We start from the raw sequence: 15,641 nt of genomic DNA, 5'->3' as shown, positions 1-15,641 counted from the left end.
AGATTAAGCACGTTTTTGTATTGATGAAATATTTTCTTGATAATCAATTCACAAAATATAATGTTTCACGTGAAACATTATATTTTGTGAGTGCATCAGATGAAAAATAGCTTTTTCTTATTGGCTGCATGGAAAAAGGACCATAGCTAGTTACGTGATAATAGTTTAATGAGATTTTGCTTCTTGCGGTCGATAATTGTTTTTCAATGTTTCACGTGAAACATTGAAAAACAGAAAAATATCTCTACTTTTTACCCCGCGCTTTCTTCTTTTGTGTTAGAATAGAAAGCAGTTACTGATATTTATTACTTACTTGAGAGAAAGAAGGAAGTCCATGTCTCACGTAATCGCCATTGCCAACCAGAAAGGCGGCGTAGGTAAGACCACGACAAGCATTAATTTATCTGCCTGCCTGGCAAGCCCGCGCAGAAAAGTCCTTCTGGTCGACCTTGATTCCCAGGGAAATGCGACGAGCGGCCTTGGAATCAACAAAAATGAATTAAAACATGATATGTATGATGTGCTGATTAATGGTGTCCGGATGGAAGAAATCATCACGCCGACACAGTGGAAAAACCTGTCTGTCGCGCCTGCCACGGTGAATTTAGCCGGCGCCGAAATTGATATGATCGACAAAAAGAACCGGGCCAAATGCTTGAAAAAGCCACTCGATAAGGTTCGTGACATGTATGATTATATTTTAATTGACTGCCCGCCGTCACTCAGCCTTCTGACCATCAATGCACTGACTGCAGCGGATTCTGTCATCATACCGATTCAATGCGAATTCTACGCTTTGGAAGGCGTAGCACAGCTGCTGCAGTCCGTGGAACGTATCAAAGCATCCAGCAATCCGGATCTGTATGTGGAAGGTATTGTTATGACAATGGCAGACAGCCGGACACATTTGTCCAACGATGTGGTAAAGGCAGTACAGGAACATTTCCCGAATCTCCTTTACCGGACATTGATACCCAGAAGTGTACGGCTGGGAGAAGCCCCCAGCTATGGAATGCCGATTACGGCATATGATCCGCACTCGAAAGCTGCGGAAGCCTATAAAGCTTTAACCCGGGAGGTGCTGCGTCGTGCCAAGTAAAAAAGGCGGATTGGGCAGAAACGGTCTGGATAGTATGTTCGGGCCAATGAAACAGGCCGTGCCGGATAAACAGTCCGGAGAAACAGTAGGGGAGATTTCTGTAAAGAATCTGGTCCCGAACCCTTATCAGCCTCGTCATGTATTTGACGAAGAGGCTCTGAAGGAACTAACTGCATCAGTAAAGGAAAGCGGAATCATTCAGCCTCTGATTGTCCGTAAAAAGGGGCGGCAGTACGAAATCGTTGCAGGCGAACGCCGCTGGCGTGCTGCTAAGAATGCAGGTCTTACTAAAGTGCCGGTCGTCATTCGTTCTTACGATGATAAAACCATGATGGAAGTAGCTCTGATTGAAAATATGCAGCGGAGCAACCTGAATCCGATGGAAGAGGCTCGTGGTATCAAGACCATGATGGAAACCTTGTCCCTGACTCAGGAAGAAGTGGCAAAACGGCTTGGAAAGAGCCGTACAGCAGTTGCCAATTCACTCAGGCTCCTTAATCTGCCGGATGAGATTTCAGAGATGGTAGCTGCTAAAGCCTTGACGATGGGACAGGTTCGCCCGCTCCTGGGCCTCAAGGATAAAGACCAGATGGTTACTTTGGCACACCGTGCGCAGGAGGAGGGATGGTCCGCCCGCATGGTAGAAGAATACGTAACGGGTGAGAAAAATGGCCTGAAGGAAAAAGCAATTATGGAAGCCGTCGAGAATGCTAAAAACGGCGGAAAGAAAGCCAGGGAAAAAGCTCGTAAAGCGGTGCGTAAGAGCCAGAACATCTACACTCGTACATATGAAGAAGCACTGACTGAGTATCTGGGCACAAAAGTCAATATTCAGCCGGGAAGAAAACAGCATGGCGGGAAAATCGTCATTGAATATTATAGTGACGAAGACTTTGAGAGAGTATACATGCTGATCAAAAACAAAAAAGAGGAAAAGAAAGGCGCTGACGCGGAGAAAACGTTTTCCGTGTAAGCAGTACAGGATGGCAGTATGATTGGATTAGGTACGATTGTCAACGCCTGTGCGATTGCTGCAGGCAGTACCATAGGACTCGTTCTGGGCAGAGGCATCAAAGAGAAGTATCGGGAAACGGTCATAAAAGGCCTGGCCGTTTGTGTTATGATGCTCGGACTTCAAATGTCATTAAAGGGAGAACACATCCTGCTCACAATTGCCAGTATTGTCATTGGGTCTTTAATTGGAGAAGCGCTCAATATAGAAAAGCGCTTGAATGATTTTGGCTTGTGGCTGGGAAGTCACTTTTCCAAGGGAACAGAAGAGGGAACCAGTCGGTTTGCCCAAGGCTTTTTGAACACCAGCCTGCTGTATTGTGTAGGAGCCATGGCTATTGTAGGATCTATCCAGGATGGTATCAGCGGGGATACCAGAATCCTTTATACAAAGGCTATGATCGACGGACTGAGCGGCATCATTTATGCGGCCAACATGGGGATAGGGGTGCTGTTTTCCGCAATATCGGTGGCCGTGTACCAGGGAATACTGACAATTCTTGCTGGTCTCCTGGCTCCCTTTGTTACCGAAGCTGTGGTACAGGAAATCTCTGTATCGGGCGGGCTCATGATATTTGCTATTGGCATCAACATGCTGGAACTTACTTCCATTAGGGTGGGCAACATGGTTCCTGGGTTATTTGTAGCCGGGCTGATGGCCTATTTTATGTATTGAGTCTGTTTAATGGAGAAAACCCGGCTGGATGGCAGGATAGCAGATTCAGGGTTGTTTTTTCTGATGAAAAGAGTATAATAGATTTTATCGGGGTTATAGCTCAGTTGGTTAGAGCGCATCGCTCACATCGATGAGGTCTACGGTTCGAATCCGCATAACCCCACCAATTTTATCAAAAACACCGGAAGGCATTCCGGTGTTTTCTTTTTGCTTCTGAAAAAAAGAGCCTCAAAAATCCTTTCTAATGAGATTTTTGAGGCTCTTTTATATAAGTGGTTATAAAAACATCTAAAATCGCTCAAAACGAAAATTTCGCGTTTTTTATAAAAACGGCATATCAGACATTCCTGATTTCTCCCTTTTTTAGTTCCCGGATTCTTCATTTTGAACTTTCCTGCTAACAGGTGTCATAATGATAAAAATGCTGGTCAATTTATCTTGCTGTTACAGGATTTAGCGCTTTAATTTCGGGTAGGGGATGAATGCTGCTGGTTTATCAGTATGTTCTTCCAGCATTTTCTCCATCCAAATCATGTCATACCAGCGGCCGAACTTATATCCACATTTGTGGAAACGTCCAACCAGCGTATATCCCAGATGTGCATGGAACTCCGGGCTATTGAGAGAAAGATAAGGATCTTCGGTCTTATCATCTGCAGGGTAGCCGATGCACGCATTAAGATTATAAATGTGCATTGCCTTGGCGGCTTCTTCAATGGCGTGATAAAGTTTGCCGCCAATACCGCCGTGTCTTTCGTCCTTCTTCACGTAAATACTGGTTTCAGCCGAATGGTCATAGGCTGCTCTGATATTAAAGTAGCCGAGATAGGCATAACCGACGATATGACCGTCCTTTTCTGCGACTAAATAGGGGAAACGCTGCAGTGTACTGCGAATCCTGCCTTCAAAATCTTCCAATGTTGGTACCGTATATTCAAAAGTGATGGCAGTTTCCTTGACGTAAGGCGCATAAATTTCAAGCAGCGCAGCTGCGTCCGAGACAGCCGCACTGCGGATAGTAATCATGGACGACATTATTACTCCTCCTTGCGAAAATATGTGTAGATAATCATAGGCTATACGAACAAAAATTGCAAATAAATTATATTTGTTCGAGAATCTAACAAAAAATTCTTCAAATACTATTGTAAATGTAACAGAAAAGAAGTATACTATCGTTGTTAGTTTAAACTAACTAAAATATAAAAAAGATATGAAAAGTAAACTAATTTCCCTATTTTTTTTCAGGAGGTTGTTTTATGAACAAAAAAATCCTTGTTGTCTTATCTTTGGCCGCCAGCATCAGCGGTACTGCCGCGGCTGCCAATCCTTTTTCTGATGTACCTGCCGGTCATTGGGCTTACGCTGCCGTTGCTAAACTGGCTGCCGCGGGTATTGTTGATGGCTACCCTGACGGGGCATTTAGGGGCGGCCGCACGATGACGCGGTACGAAATGGCACAAATTGTGGCTAAAGCCCTGGCAAAGGGAGCTATTGGCGCCGATGACAAACTTGTGAGTGAATTTGCCGATGAGTTAGATAACTTAGGAGTTAGGATGGCAAAACTCGAAAAAATGCCGACAAGGTTGCTATTACTGGGGAAGTACAGCTAAGCTATGCCAATAACAGCGGCGGTGTCTTTGATGGAGAAGAAGATAAATCTGAATCCGACCTGCGTACACGTATCTGGTTTACTGGCGAGGTGAATGATAATTGGCATTATACTGCCATGTTGGAGAACCATCAGTATTTTCAGGGTGAGAATGAATCAGGTGACAATGATACTGACTTTCAGCGGGCATTCCTTCAGGGAAATATCGGCGTTGTCGGCGTGAAAGCCGGCCGTTACGATGAATTTCTGGCAAACGGTTACATCTATGATGATCAGGTGGATGCCATACGGGCTACGGTTCCGTTCGGCGATGCCTACCTGACTGCTGCCTATGGAAAAATGGCTAATGAAACCCATTACGGCTGGATGACAGAAACAAATACGGGCGCTGCAGATACCTTTTGGCAGGCAGAACTCGGCGGTAACTGGGGTAATTTGAATATGGCAGCTTCTTACTTGAGCGCCGATAATGTGCAGACGAACGGTATGGATGATGATGATCATATCTGGACTGTCGGTGCCGATTATACGGCAGGTAAATTCAACGTCGCTGCCATGTATCTGAAGGGTGACGATGATGCCCTGGCAGATGAGTACAGAGACGGTGATGATGATGGATACGTTATCGGCCTCAGTTACGGAGGCGCGGAAAGTGATAAACCGGGCAGCTGGGGCATTTATGCCAACTATTATGATCAGGCTGCCCCGACGGCTATATCCCACACGATGGACGGCGCCTGGGATGCTTTTGAAGGTTATGGATTCAAAGGCTACAAGGTCGGCGCTAATGTAACACTGGCAAAAAATATGATTGCCGAATTGGATTACTATGATTTAAAAGGCAAGGGCGGGGAACACGAGGATCAGCATGCACGCACCCTCTGGAGCCAGCTCGTCGTAACTTTCTGATTGTTTGGTACGTAAATGCTCTCTTTCTGAAAGATAACCGACAAAAGGGGCTGTGAAATATGCACGTGCATTATTTCACAGCCCCTTTTGCGCAGGTCGCAGGTTGGTCGCTGGCCGCGGGTCGCCCGTGGAAGCCAAACAGTTATATCAATGTTTCACGTGAAACATTTGAAAAATATTATCTAAAGGCGCTGCCGGACTGTTAAAAATGTGTATAATAAGGGAAAAAGAACCTGTGTAGAAATAGCTGCTGGAGGTGATAGTTTTGCGGGAAATGCGCAGAAAGGACAGAGAAGGAACGCAGGAAGACGCAGTCCGTATTCTTGAAGCCGGGGAGTATGGTGTACTTTCTACTACGGAAATGGAAGGTTATCCTTATGGCGTTCCGGTGAACTATTACTACAGAAATGGTTGCCTCTATATTCACGGCGCCCGTGATGCAGGTAAGAAAGTTGAAGCACTTCGCAGGAATCCCCGCGTATCTTTCACGGTCTGCATCGGGGTTCAGGTCAAGCCGGAAAAATTTACAACTCGATTCCAAAGTGTGATTTGTTTTGGAACGGCAGAAGAACTGCAGGGAAATGAGAAGAAGGAGGCCCTGATCGGGCTGATTGAGCGGTTTTCTCCCGAATTCCTTGAAAAAGGTACGAATTATGTTGATCAGGCCTGGGACAAAACAACTGTTTTTCGTATTCATATTGATGCGATGACTGCTAAAATCCATGAGTAAGGAGCGTGTGCTGGAAGAAAAGAGGAAAATAGAATGAAGAAAATGTATTATCTGCTATGTGTTGCTGTGCTGACAGCAATGCTGCAGTGCGGTGTCGGCAGTGCTGCGGAAGCATTGCCGCCGCAAAGTGCCAGTAATCAGACGGCAGCCGCACCGGCTGTTTCGGCAGAAGAGAAAGTCATCTATGATCCGCTGGCAGGAGCCGACGAAAAACTTCTTAAGAAGTTCTGCCTCGTCAAGGGCCGGACCTATAATAAAATGACTGCTTGTTTAAACGGCCTGGACAGTAAAGTAACGGGCCTTGATGCCAAAAGCCGGCCCTATTATCTGCGCGTGGATAAGGAACTGACGGATAAATTTTTCCGTCGTGTTCGCGCCTATGATGAAAAGACAAAGGCACAAATCGGAGAATACTATGTGGCTAAGGACCAATCTTCTGTCTGGCGTCTTGATGGGGATAATCCCGGCATGATTGCCGGCTCTGCCGAAAAAGTCATGAAAAAGACGAAACTTCTTGTCTATCCCCGTTACCTGCAGGTAGGGGAGAAGGGCGTAGTGCGGCTGCGTACCCCTGGGGACGTACCTTATACGGTGCAGGTCAAAAGTTTGAACGAAAATATACTGACGGTGGATAAAGACAATCAGCTGATTCCGCAAAAACTCGGGAAAACGGATATCCTGGTAGAAGCCCAGGTCGGCGACGCCAAGGATACGGGCACGGCGGGCATCTATGTAGTAACAAAGGAAGAATTGCAGCAGATGGCTAATCGGGCTTATATGCGCCGATTATATATGAATCAGATGTTGCTGGCGGATGAGCTATATTGGAGAAGCTGGTGGGGATCTCCTTTCTATCATCCCTATTACTACGGACATCATCATCATCGCCCGCCCAAACCGCATCACCATAAGTGAAAATTGAATGCAGAATGCAGCAGGAGCTGTGAAAAAATAAAAGGCATTTTTGGCCTATGGCATTTAGCCTCGCCTGCCGCAGTGTATTGAAGGTTTTGATTTAAATAAAATATGATATAAAACCTGAAATTTAGCAGAAAACCTAAATTTCAGGTTTTATTTTAAAAAGGCGCTTATAGCCTTTTGCTTATGCCCATTGGATTGGTACTATCTTTCGCCACTTCGTGGCCTCTTCCTTCCGACTGCGTGGAAGGAGGTTCCAAAGGAATACCCAACCTGACGGTCTGGTTTAATGAAAGGCAACTTTTTTTCCACGGGCGGACGGCGGGCTGCGGAAAGCGTGAAAAAGGGGCTGTGAGATAATGCACGCGCATTATTTCACAGCTCCTTTTTTATGTATTCTGCCAGTTCCTGAATCAATTCTTCGTTACGGCGGTAATACGTTCTTTTGCCTCGCCGACATATTTTCAGCAGTCCGCATCGCTGCATCATGTCCAGATAATGGGAAATCGTAGATTGCGAGATGCCCGCTTTTTCCTGGATATTTCCTACACTCACTCCCAACGACCAGGGCTCATTCCCATCATTCTCATATTCCTGACGAGGAAAATGTTTGGCCGGCTCCTTGAGCCAGGCAAGAATGTTTAATCGTGTTTCATTAGCCAGTGTTTTATAAATTTCCAATATGTCCATACTTTTATTATATTCATAATTCTAGATATATCAATAATTTAACGTCTCTCAATCTCTGTAAAGGAAGCTTTTACACATTGTTGGAGATTCATTTTTATTTTCTTAATAATTTGTTTAAAATTCCTCTTTATACTTGACTCTAGTATGACGTGGTCCGAAAGTATCCGGGTAGGAATTTACGGAAACTGCGGGCTGCAGGGTCGCGGGAGGAATGAGTATGAACGTGCTGGTTACAGGAGGGGCAGGCTTTATCGGGTCTCATTTGGTATGGCGTCTGTTGGCAAATCACCATGACGTCACAGTGGCAGATGACCTGCGGCACGGCCTGAGGACGAATGTGCCTGAAGCCGCTCTGTTTCGGCAGGTTGATATTTTGGGGCCGCAGCTGGACGAGGTTATGAAAGAATCGCATTTTGATGCGGTCGTCCATTTGGCCGCACAGATAAGAGTTGACGTTTCGACAGAAAAACCCGGTTACGACGCGGAAGAAAATATTATGGGTACGATCCGTGTCCTGGAGGCAGCGGCAAAAAATGGTATAAAGCGTTTTATTTTTGCTTCCTCGGCGGCGGTTTATGGAAATCCACCGGAATCAGATATGCCGCTGAAAGAAGATGAATCGCTGCACCCTACTTCATTTTATGGCCTGAGCAAAAAGACGGCAGAAAATTATATTTCCCTGTATGCACCGCTCTGGGGAATGTCCTACGTCATCCTGCGCTTCGCCAATGTATACGGAGAACGCAGGGAAGTAGACGATGAGGGCGGCGTCATCCAAATTTTTGCCAAGCGCCTCGCTATGAAACAGCCAATTACCCTTTTTGGAGACGGCAGTCAGACGCGGGACTGGATTTATGCCGGAGACATTGCCGAAGGCATCGAAGCTGCACTGTTTACGCCTCACGCAAACCGCATCTATAACCTCAGCTCCGGTGAAGAGGTCTCGCTCCTGGACGTGCTGCATGAGATGGAACGTCAGGCCGGGTGCCGCGTTCGTCATCATTTTGCGGAGGCCCGCAGAGGAGATATTTTCCGTTCCGTACTGGATGCTTCGGCAGCACGGGACGGACTGGGATGGAAACCGATGATACCGCTTCAGGAAGGGCTCGCAAGAACAATCGCTCACGCTGTGGTACAGGCAGAACTTGCCGAGGGGAGGGAACAAGTCCATGGATAAAAGTCGTCGCTATGGCCTGCTGCTTTTTCTTCTGGCAGTGGCACTTTGCTTTGTGGGCAACCATGCGCTGCTTGTAACGGATCCTGTCGAATCAAATTACGCGGAAACCGCTGTAGAGATGATTCGCTCCGGCGATTTATTTTCACCTCGGATCTTTGGGCACTATTGGTACGATAAACCGATTTTCTACTATTGGCAGCTTATTGCTTCCTATAAAATTTTTGGCATCAATTCGTTTGCCGCCCGTTTTCCCCAGGGAATCTGCGGAGTTCTCAGTGTGATGCTGACCTATTGGTTTGTCCGGCGTTTATACGATGAACGGCGCGGCTTTGTTGCCGGTGTGATTTTAGCTACTAGTATAGAATTTTTCTACATTTCCAGAGCTATTATTACCGACATGACCCTGTTTTTGTTCTTTAATTTCACGTTGATGGCGCTCTGGATTGCCTATACGGAAAACAAGAAAAGCTGGTGTTACGCAGCCTATGTAGGAGCTGCACTGGGAACACTGACAAAAGGACCAATCGGGCTTGTGCTTCCCGGCTTGATTTTTCTCTTTTTCCTCGCCTGGAGACATGATCTCAAGGCCATGAAACGGATGAAGTTTTTTTCGGGACTTTTGCTGTATATCGTCATATGTGCAGTCTGGTATGGCCCGATGGTAATGCTTCATGACGGAGATTTTCTGCTCAATTTCTTCGGTGTTCATAATGTATTAAGAGCTACGGTTTCTGAACATCCTAAACAGAATGTTTGGTATTACTACATTTTGATGTTCCTTGCCGGCTGTGCACCATGGTCCTTTACGCTGCCTCTTGCCGGGCATACCCGCAGTCTTAAAAATAATTTGAAGACGCTGTGGGAAACGGTAAAACGGAATCGCTGGCTCCCTGACTGTGATGTCCGCACACAATTTTTTGTCTCCTGGGCGTTTATCGTAGTTCTCTTCTTCCAAATCGTCCAGACAAAATATATGACATATACGTTCCCATACATGGTTCCGCTCGCTGTAGGATTTTCTTCCTATCTTCAGAACCACACTCGTGTGGTTCGGTGGACGGCCGGTGTGACTACAGTGATGATTTTGGCCCTTACCTGGTTTGTGGCGATTCCTGCATGCCGGAAGGCATCTGCCTATGACGCGGCACAGACCATTCGTAAGTATCATTCCGACGGGCTCAAAGTCGTCACGTATGGCGGACGGTATCCTGTATCGCTGACCTACTATTCCGGGGTACCGGCAGACCGGCTGAAACGTGCAGCGGATATTCCCGGTATCCTTCCCGGTACGCTGAGCTGGAATGCCAAGAATATGATGCCTTTTCGCGCAATAGAGGATGTTCCTGAACTTTCCGGCCGGGTACTGGCTGTGGTTAATCATAGTGATCAGCAAAGCTTCCTGAAAGACGTGGAGGGTCCCTGGGAATTTGTGAGCGATAATGGAAAGTGGATCATTTTTGAAAAGCTGACACCGGAAGATCCTGATTATGAAGAAGACCTTCGCGAACTTGCCAATGCCCGTCAGAAAAATAAAATCAGATTAGCAGATGACTAAATAAACGTTCCATCTTCCTGTGTCCCACGCGAGATACAGGAAGACGGGTATATCTCATTGGAACGACCGTTACTTTTCTGCTTTTTTTTAAGGTATGTAGTATAATGAGACACAATAATAGACTACTGTGACGGAGGCATTGAAATGCATTTTCGAGATCTTTCTATCAGGAAGAGACTGCTGCTGTCCAACTATATTATGATATTTATTCCTGTTGCATTTATGTTTGTCCTGAGCGTAGCTCTTTTTCTGTCACTGCGCTTTGGCAACGTAAACCGCGCTTCTATGGTCTCCTTTGTCTGGCCGGAAAGCGGGCCGACACTGGCGACTCAGTTTGAATTGACGCGGCTGCGCGTACGGTCCGATTCCTGGGAGCCGAAGAATAAAAAGAGGGAACGGTCGGTGCTGGAAGCGGCGGATCACCTGGGCGACCTTGGTTATCAAGTAGTTATATTGAAACCGGATGGATCTGTTTATTATCAGACGCACCTGACTGATGGGCGAAAAACAATGAAGGCTGCCATGGAAGGTGCTCCGGAAGGAAGGGGCTCTATTGCCTGGAGTGATCACGGACTGGCCTTCCATTATTATTCCGATGAATCCGGACTGCGTGTCGGCGTCATCGGAAAAGTTCCCATGGTGCACGACGGGGAATATATTGATGTCAGTTCCAAGGAATTTTTGAAGAAAGCCTTTACTGTGATTTGCATTATTGTAGTGATCCTCACGATTGTCGTGGGCATCTACCTGGCCCGTTGGATTTCCCGGCAGATAATCGGGCCGCTCGAAGACCTGCAGGATACAGCAAATAATATCGCACAGGGAAATTTGGATAAGCCGGTTCCAATATATAGTGAGGACGAAATTGGCAAGACGATGCAAGCTTTTGAAACGACACGCCAGCAGCTCAAGATAGCGCGGGAAACACGAGAGCGGTATGACCAGAGCCGGAAAGAACTCATTGCCGGTATTTCCCATGATCTCAGGACCCCGCTTACGAAGATTGAAGGATATGCGTATGGGCTGAAGGACGGCATTGCCAATACGCCGGATAAAAAGCAGCACTATGTGAAGATGATCATTGATACGGCGGAAAATATGGGCCGCCTCGTACAGGAGCTGTTCCTGTTTTCCAAACTGGATCTGGGCCAGGTGGAATACAACTGGGAGAAAGTCGATTTGATTGCCTATCTGCGTGATTTTACGGAAGACCAGAAAGATCATTTTGAGCAGCAGGGTCTTCAGATTGATTTTTCTTCGGCGATAGAACGTGCTGTGATTAAGATGGACCGCCTCCAGATGTCGAGAATTGTGGGCAACATCCTGGGCAACAGTCTGAAATACAAAACGGAAGCCATGGGTCATGCATCCATTATTGTGCAGCAGGAGAGACCCGGTTTTATACAGATGAGCTTTACGGATGATGGTCCCGGTGTCCCCGAAGGGGATAGAACCAAAATTTTTGAGAGTTTTTATCGGACAGATAAGGCACGGACCAATCCTGCCAAGGGCAGCGGCCTCGGTCTTGCTGTAGTCAAGCAGCTGGTGGATGGGATGGATGGTTCCATTTGGGCAGACAATGTTCAGCCCCATGGACTCAAGATTACGATTGAAGTACCCTGTGAAGAGGAAAGATAACATGAAAACTATTTTGATTATTGAAGATGACAAGGGAATTGCCGAATTAGAAAGAGATTATCTGGAAGCTAACGGCTTTGCCGTAGAGATGGCTTTTAACGGAACGGAAGGACGCAAAAAGGCACTCCACGAAAACGTGGATCTGGTTCTTCTCGACATCATGCTGCCCGGCGTGGATGGATTCCAGCTCTGCCGAGAAATTCGGGCCGCTAAGAATATTCCAATCCTTCTTGTTTCGGCCCGTCAGGAGGAAGTAGATAAAATTCGCGGTCTTGGTCTCGGGGCAGATGACTATATCGTGAAGCCTTTCAGCCCCAATGAACTTGTGGCACGTGTCAAGGGACATCTGACCCGTTATGATCAGTTAACGCAGCGGGAAAGTGCCAGACACGACGTACTGCGCTTCGGGGACCTTGTAATTGATGAGGCTTCCCACCAGGTATTTCTGGGTAAAAAAGAAGTTACCCTGGCCAATAAGGAATTTGAGCTGCTGCTCTTTTTGGCTAAGAACCCCGGCATTGTTTTCAGTAAGGATACGCTGTTTGAAAGGGTTTGGGGCAGCGATGCTATCGGGGAAACAGCGACGGTATCTGTCCATGTCAACCGCATTCGTGAAAAAATCGAAGCCGATACGTCTAAACCGCGTTATATTGAAACCGTCTGGGGCGCCGGCTACCGTTTCCGGGGGTAAAATCCGCGGGGTGCATGTCGCGTGTCGCTCGTGGATACAAACCGCAGTGAAGTTTGCTGCGAATCAATAATAGAAAAAAATCGGATCCCTTACGGGGTCCGATTTTTTTATGGATCATTAGCTGCTGACAAAGGCCGCACTACAGAAAACAAGACATAGGCGGATTTCAGGGAATAAAAAACTAGCTTTTATTTGCAGTTTTTTCATCTCCCTCTCACGTCGTGCCAAGCTTTTGCAGCAGCGGCTAAATGCCAAAAGCCAAAAGCGCTTTTTGCTATCTGCAGCTAACTGCTATCTGCCAACTGCCTGTTTTATCCGCCATAGTGGCTGCTCGCACGGGTGTACTAATCACTGTTATTTTCTGCTTCAAGCGAGCTGTCTGCAGCCTGCTGCCGGCTATCTGCTGATTTTTATGGCGCCATGCGCTGCGTCGCCTGCTGCATGGAAATTTCCCGGCAAAGTTCAATCAGCCGTTTGATGTACAGCGGATGTTCGGCGTGGCGGTGCGTAACAATCTCGTAATGGAGCGTTTCAGTCATGTTCTTTGGCTTATACACCCGAATCGGAGGCCAGTCGGGATGAAGTGCGTTGTATTCCTGTACGATAGGCAGGTGGTACGCTCCGATAAATACGCCTACAAGTCCCGTGGCAACAAGGCGAATCTGCGCATCGGCATCACTGACGCGGACTTCAGGATTATAGATAATGGCATAGCGGTTAAAATAACGTATGACCAATTCGGCAATCATGCTTCCCTTACTGTTGGCTACAAGCGGCAGTGGATGGAATTCTGATAAGTCAATGACTCTTGTTCGCAGCGTATGAGGATAAGCTCCCTGGGTAGCGGCATATTTTTCAAGAAGCTGATCGGTTGCCAAGAAATAAACTTGCTCTTCTTCAATGGGCATATAGGTAAGATTACGGTCGGTAGGGCAGTTTACGCCGATTAGAAAATCAATTTTCCCGTTCAGAAGGTTCTGTGCCTGATAGCGGACATCGTCGATGACTACGGCAATGGTCACATTAGGGAATTCTTTATGATAGCTGTTATAGAGGATAGGCAGCAGCAGCTGGACCCGGCTGGAACTCATTCCGATGGTGACGGTTCCCCGTGTTCCTTCCCGGATTCCCGAGAGAGTTTCCTGGGTGGAATTTTCGATGATCTGGATTTTTCGCAGGGATTGATAAAGAATTTTTCCGGATGGCGTCAGGGAAAGGGGCGTGGTACGGTTAAACAGATGTGCCTGGTATTTTCTTTCTAACTTTTTGATGTGGGCACTCAGGCACTGTTGTGTGACGTAAGCTTTTTTTGCTGCTTTAGTAAAGCTTAATTCTTCCGCTGCCAGCAGGAACAGCGATTCGTCCGTATTCATTCCGAAAACCTCCTTATATAGTCAGTCTAAGTATATCACAAATAAAATATTGTGATAACCTGTGTATTTTATTTAATACTGTTGTGATTATTAAGGGGGTGTGATATTGTAGCCTCATAAAGGAGATCGCGACATCCTTTAACTATCATGTAGTTTGCCAAGCGCATGGCCTGCCTCCAAATTCGGCCGTGTAGAGGCAATCCATGAATTCAACCCTTTCAACACATACTTTTCCTACAAAAAACCCATCCGAGGAATCGGATGGGTTTTTTGTATCATGACTGTTTTCGGCCTGCCCGGCAAAAACAAGCCTAATCTGGTGCCGATGGCATTCTTCAATCATCTGTTTTGCCGGCAGTCCTGATTTAAGGGCGTTTTTTACGACAAAATTTTTGTGCAGCAGCACGAGCATAAGGGCTTTATTGCGGCTAAATGAATCAGTTTTGATAAATCGGTGACAGCGGCGAAAATTTTAGATAAAAAATTTTTCTCTTTCCCCGGTCTATGCTACAATGAAGGGAAGAATAGACATGAGGAGGGAATTTACTATGAATCGTCACATTACAGCCGCTGTGCTCACTGCACTTTTATCTGTTTCTGCAGTTTCTTTTGCGGCAGAACCTGCTGCCAAAACGACTGCCAGCGTTCCTCCCGCCGTAACGGTGGAAGCAGCCACGAAAAGTCAGGTTCTGAAAGATTGTAGTCTTTATGTCGAGGGGAAAAAGCTCGATACAACCGGCCTTCCTGCTGCTGCATTAAAGCAGAACAAGACCGTTTTGATTCCGCTGCGCAAGGTTTCCGATGCGTTGGGCTATACTCTGACCTGGATCCCTGAAAAAACGACCGCAAGGATGGACATGAGTATTGCTTCCATGGACTTTAAAAATGGCGTCAACGAATATAAGCGGCAGGGCAAACTGAAGGCTATTAACCTTGATCAGACTTTCAAATACGATGCTGCTCCGGAAATCATCAACGGAGTGACGTATGTTCCGGCCGATGTTTTCGGTGCTTTCTTTAATGATGTATCCGTTGCTGACAAGACCGTAAAAATTACGGTTCAAAAAGCAGAGCTGCAAAAGGCATCGGACGCTTTCCAAAGTGCCGCGGAAGCAAAGCCAATAGACTCAACAACAAGTACGGCGGCTGCGGGAACGGAAACAAGCACGGCTAACCCGATGGTTGCGTATAAGTCCGTCAGCGACATGGAAAAGAAACTGGGCTATTCCATTCCGGTTCCTGCGGCACTGAAGAATAAGACTGCCGACGCATACTATCTCATTTCCGATGAGACCGCGCAGATTAACTATAAGGATGGTTCGATGTACAGGGTGGCCAAGACCAGTAAACAAGCAACTGATATCAGCGGCGACTATACGAAGTATGCCGTGGATAAGAGCTGGCTTGCCGGGGAACAGAAAATCCGCGGACGTGGAGAAAAAGATGCTTATAAGCTGCTGACATGGGATGATAACGGCTTTGCACACTCCTACGCTTCAGCCCAGGCTTTGACGAAGAAAGAAGCTACAAAGCTGGTCACGGGGCATTAAAAAACGCAGGCT

General features: G+C 46.7%; 13 protein-coding genes, 1 tRNA gene and 1 pseudogene. 12 read left to right on the top strand and 3 right to left on the bottom strand.

The annotated features are described in order from the left end of the window. The first annotated feature begins 334 nt into the window (after positions 1–334). The 4 genes from LKE33_02825 to LKE33_02810 all read left to right on the top strand — a co-directional run bounded on the left by LKE33_02825 (position 335) and on the right by LKE33_02810 (position 2,952). A complete protein-coding gene (locus LKE33_02825; GenBank protein ID MCH3949860.1) occupies positions 335–1,099 on the top strand; it encodes an AAA family ATPase in 765 nt (254 codons plus the stop codon). After that, entirely contained in the window at positions 1,089–2,072 is a 984-nt protein-coding gene (locus tag LKE33_02820; protein ID MCH3949859.1) for a ParB/RepB/Spo0J family partition protein, read from the top strand. The genes LKE33_02825 and LKE33_02820 overlap by 11 nt, the downstream gene beginning before the upstream one ends. Positions 2,073–2,090: 18 nt before the next feature. Next, positions 2,091–2,786: a DUF554 domain-containing protein gene (locus LKE33_02815; GenBank protein ID MCH3949858.1), complete on the top strand. Its 696-nt coding sequence runs from the start codon at positions 2,091–2,093 to the stop codon at positions 2,784–2,786. 89 nt (positions 2,787–2,875) lie between these two features. Continuing rightward, a tRNA-Val gene (locus LKE33_02810) sits at positions 2,876–2,952 on the top strand. A gap of 287 nt (positions 2,953–3,239) precedes the next feature. On the opposite strand, the gene LKE33_02805 is transcribed toward LKE33_02810, so the two are convergent. Beyond that, entirely contained in the window at positions 3,240–3,821 is a 582-nt protein-coding gene (locus tag LKE33_02805) for a GNAT family N-acetyltransferase (protein MCH3949857.1), read from the bottom strand. 224 nt (positions 3,822–4,045) lie between these two features. Here LKE33_02805 and LKE33_02800 point away from each other — a divergent pair. The 3 genes and pseudogenes from LKE33_02800 to LKE33_02790 all read left to right on the top strand — a co-directional run bounded on the left by LKE33_02800 (position 4,046) and on the right by LKE33_02790 (position 6,952). Further along, positions 4,046–5,307: pseudogene (locus LKE33_02800) on the top strand (S-layer homology domain-containing protein). A gap of 274 nt (positions 5,308–5,581) precedes the next feature. Beyond that, positions 5,582–6,037, top strand: a complete 456-nt coding sequence (locus LKE33_02795) for a pyridoxamine 5'-phosphate oxidase family protein (protein ID MCH3949856.1) — start codon at positions 5,582–5,584, stop codon at positions 6,035–6,037. Between the two features lie 33 nt (positions 6,038–6,070). Beyond that, positions 6,071–6,952 carry a hypothetical protein gene (locus LKE33_02790; GenBank protein MCH3949855.1) on the top strand — a complete coding sequence of 294 codons (882 nt, stop codon included), beginning with the start codon at positions 6,071–6,073 and terminating at the stop codon, positions 6,950–6,952. Positions 6,953–7,330: 378 nt separating this feature from the next. On the opposite strand, the gene LKE33_02785 is transcribed toward LKE33_02790, so the two are convergent. Beyond that, a complete protein-coding gene (locus LKE33_02785; GenBank protein MCH3949854.1) occupies positions 7,331–7,645 on the bottom strand; it encodes a helix-turn-helix domain-containing protein in 315 nt (104 codons plus the stop codon). A gap of 217 nt (positions 7,646–7,862) precedes the next feature. Here LKE33_02785 and LKE33_02780 point away from each other — a divergent pair, with 217 nt between their 5' ends. From LKE33_02780 to LKE33_02765, 4 genes are all read left to right on the top strand, one after another. Next, positions 7,863–8,822 carry an NAD-dependent epimerase/dehydratase family protein gene (locus LKE33_02780; protein MCH3949853.1) on the top strand — a complete coding sequence of 320 codons (960 nt, stop codon included), beginning with the start codon at positions 7,863–7,865 and terminating at the stop codon, positions 8,820–8,822. Beyond that, positions 8,815–10,377 (top strand): glycosyltransferase family 39 protein, encoded by a 1,563-nt coding sequence (locus tag LKE33_02775; protein MCH3949852.1) that lies wholly within the window; start codon positions 8,815–8,817, stop codon positions 10,375–10,377. Before LKE33_02780 ends, LKE33_02775 begins: the two co-directional genes overlap by 8 nt. A 144-nt stretch (positions 10,378–10,521) precedes the next feature. After that, on the top strand, positions 10,522–12,015 hold the full coding sequence (locus LKE33_02770; GenBank protein MCH3949851.1) for a HAMP domain-containing histidine kinase: 1,494 nt from the start codon (positions 10,522–10,524) through the stop codon (positions 12,013–12,015). A gap of 1 nt (position 12,016) precedes the next feature. Then, complete coding sequence (locus LKE33_02765; GenBank protein ID MCH3949850.1) at positions 12,017–12,706, top strand: response regulator transcription factor; 690 nt, start codon at positions 12,017–12,019, stop codon at positions 12,704–12,706. 410 nt (positions 12,707–13,116) lie between these two features. Here LKE33_02765 and LKE33_02760 read toward each other — a convergent pair whose 3' ends face one another. After that, positions 13,117–14,079 carry a LysR family transcriptional regulator gene (locus tag LKE33_02760; protein MCH3949849.1) on the bottom strand — a complete coding sequence of 321 codons (963 nt, stop codon included), beginning with the start codon at positions 14,077–14,079 and terminating at the stop codon, positions 13,117–13,119. Between the two features lie 548 nt (positions 14,080–14,627). Here LKE33_02760 and LKE33_02755 point away from each other — a divergent pair. Beyond that, a complete protein-coding gene (locus LKE33_02755) occupies positions 14,628–15,629 on the top strand; it encodes a copper amine oxidase N-terminal domain-containing protein (GenBank protein MCH3949848.1) in 1,002 nt (333 codons plus the stop codon). The last annotated feature ends 12 nt before the right edge of the window (positions 15,630–15,641 follow it).

It is taken from the genome of Acidaminococcus sp. (assembly GCA_022482815.1).
In the GTDB taxonomy this organism is placed as follows: Bacteria; Bacillota; Negativicutes; order Acidaminococcales; family Acidaminococcaceae; genus Acidaminococcus.
The sequence above is the reverse complement of the archived record's forward strand: the minus strand, read 5'-3'. Positions and strand labels throughout refer to the sequence as shown.

What these genes read in the sequence shown, in the direction of transcription:
- LKE33_02825 (MCH3949860.1), top strand. Translation starts at nt 335, where the DNA reads ATGTCTCACGTAATCGCCATTGCCAACCAGAAAGGCGGCGTAGGTAAG.
- LKE33_02815 (MCH3949858.1), top strand. Translation starts at nt 2,091, where the DNA reads ATGATTGGATTAGGTACGATTGTCAACGCCTGTGCGATTGCTGCAGGC.
- LKE33_02805 (MCH3949857.1), bottom strand. Translation starts at nt 3,821, where the DNA reads ATGTCGTCCATGATTACTATCCGCAGTGCGGCTGTCTCGGACGCAGCT.
- LKE33_02795 (MCH3949856.1), top strand. Translation starts at nt 5,582, where the DNA reads ATGCGCAGAAAGGACAGAGAAGGAACGCAGGAAGACGCAGTCCGTATT.
- LKE33_02790 (MCH3949855.1), top strand. Translation starts at nt 6,071, where the DNA reads ATGAAGAAAATGTATTATCTGCTATGTGTTGCTGTGCTGACAGCAATG.
- LKE33_02785 (MCH3949854.1), bottom strand. Translation starts at nt 7,645, where the DNA reads ATGGACATATTGGAAATTTATAAAACACTGGCTAATGAAACACGATTA.
- LKE33_02780 (MCH3949853.1), top strand. Translation starts at nt 7,863, where the DNA reads ATGAACGTGCTGGTTACAGGAGGGGCAGGCTTTATCGGGTCTCATTTG.
- LKE33_02775 (MCH3949852.1), top strand. Translation starts at nt 8,815, where the DNA reads ATGGATAAAAGTCGTCGCTATGGCCTGCTGCTTTTTCTTCTGGCAGTG.
- LKE33_02770 (MCH3949851.1), top strand. Translation starts at nt 10,522, where the DNA reads ATGCATTTTCGAGATCTTTCTATCAGGAAGAGACTGCTGCTGTCCAAC.
- LKE33_02765 (MCH3949850.1), top strand. Translation starts at nt 12,017, where the DNA reads ATGAAAACTATTTTGATTATTGAAGATGACAAGGGAATTGCCGAATTA.
- LKE33_02760 (MCH3949849.1), bottom strand. Translation starts at nt 14,079, where the DNA reads ATGAATACGGACGAATCGCTGTTCCTGCTGGCAGCGGAAGAATTAAGC.
- LKE33_02755 (MCH3949848.1), top strand. Translation starts at nt 14,628, where the DNA reads ATGAATCGTCACATTACAGCCGCTGTGCTCACTGCACTTTTATCTGTT.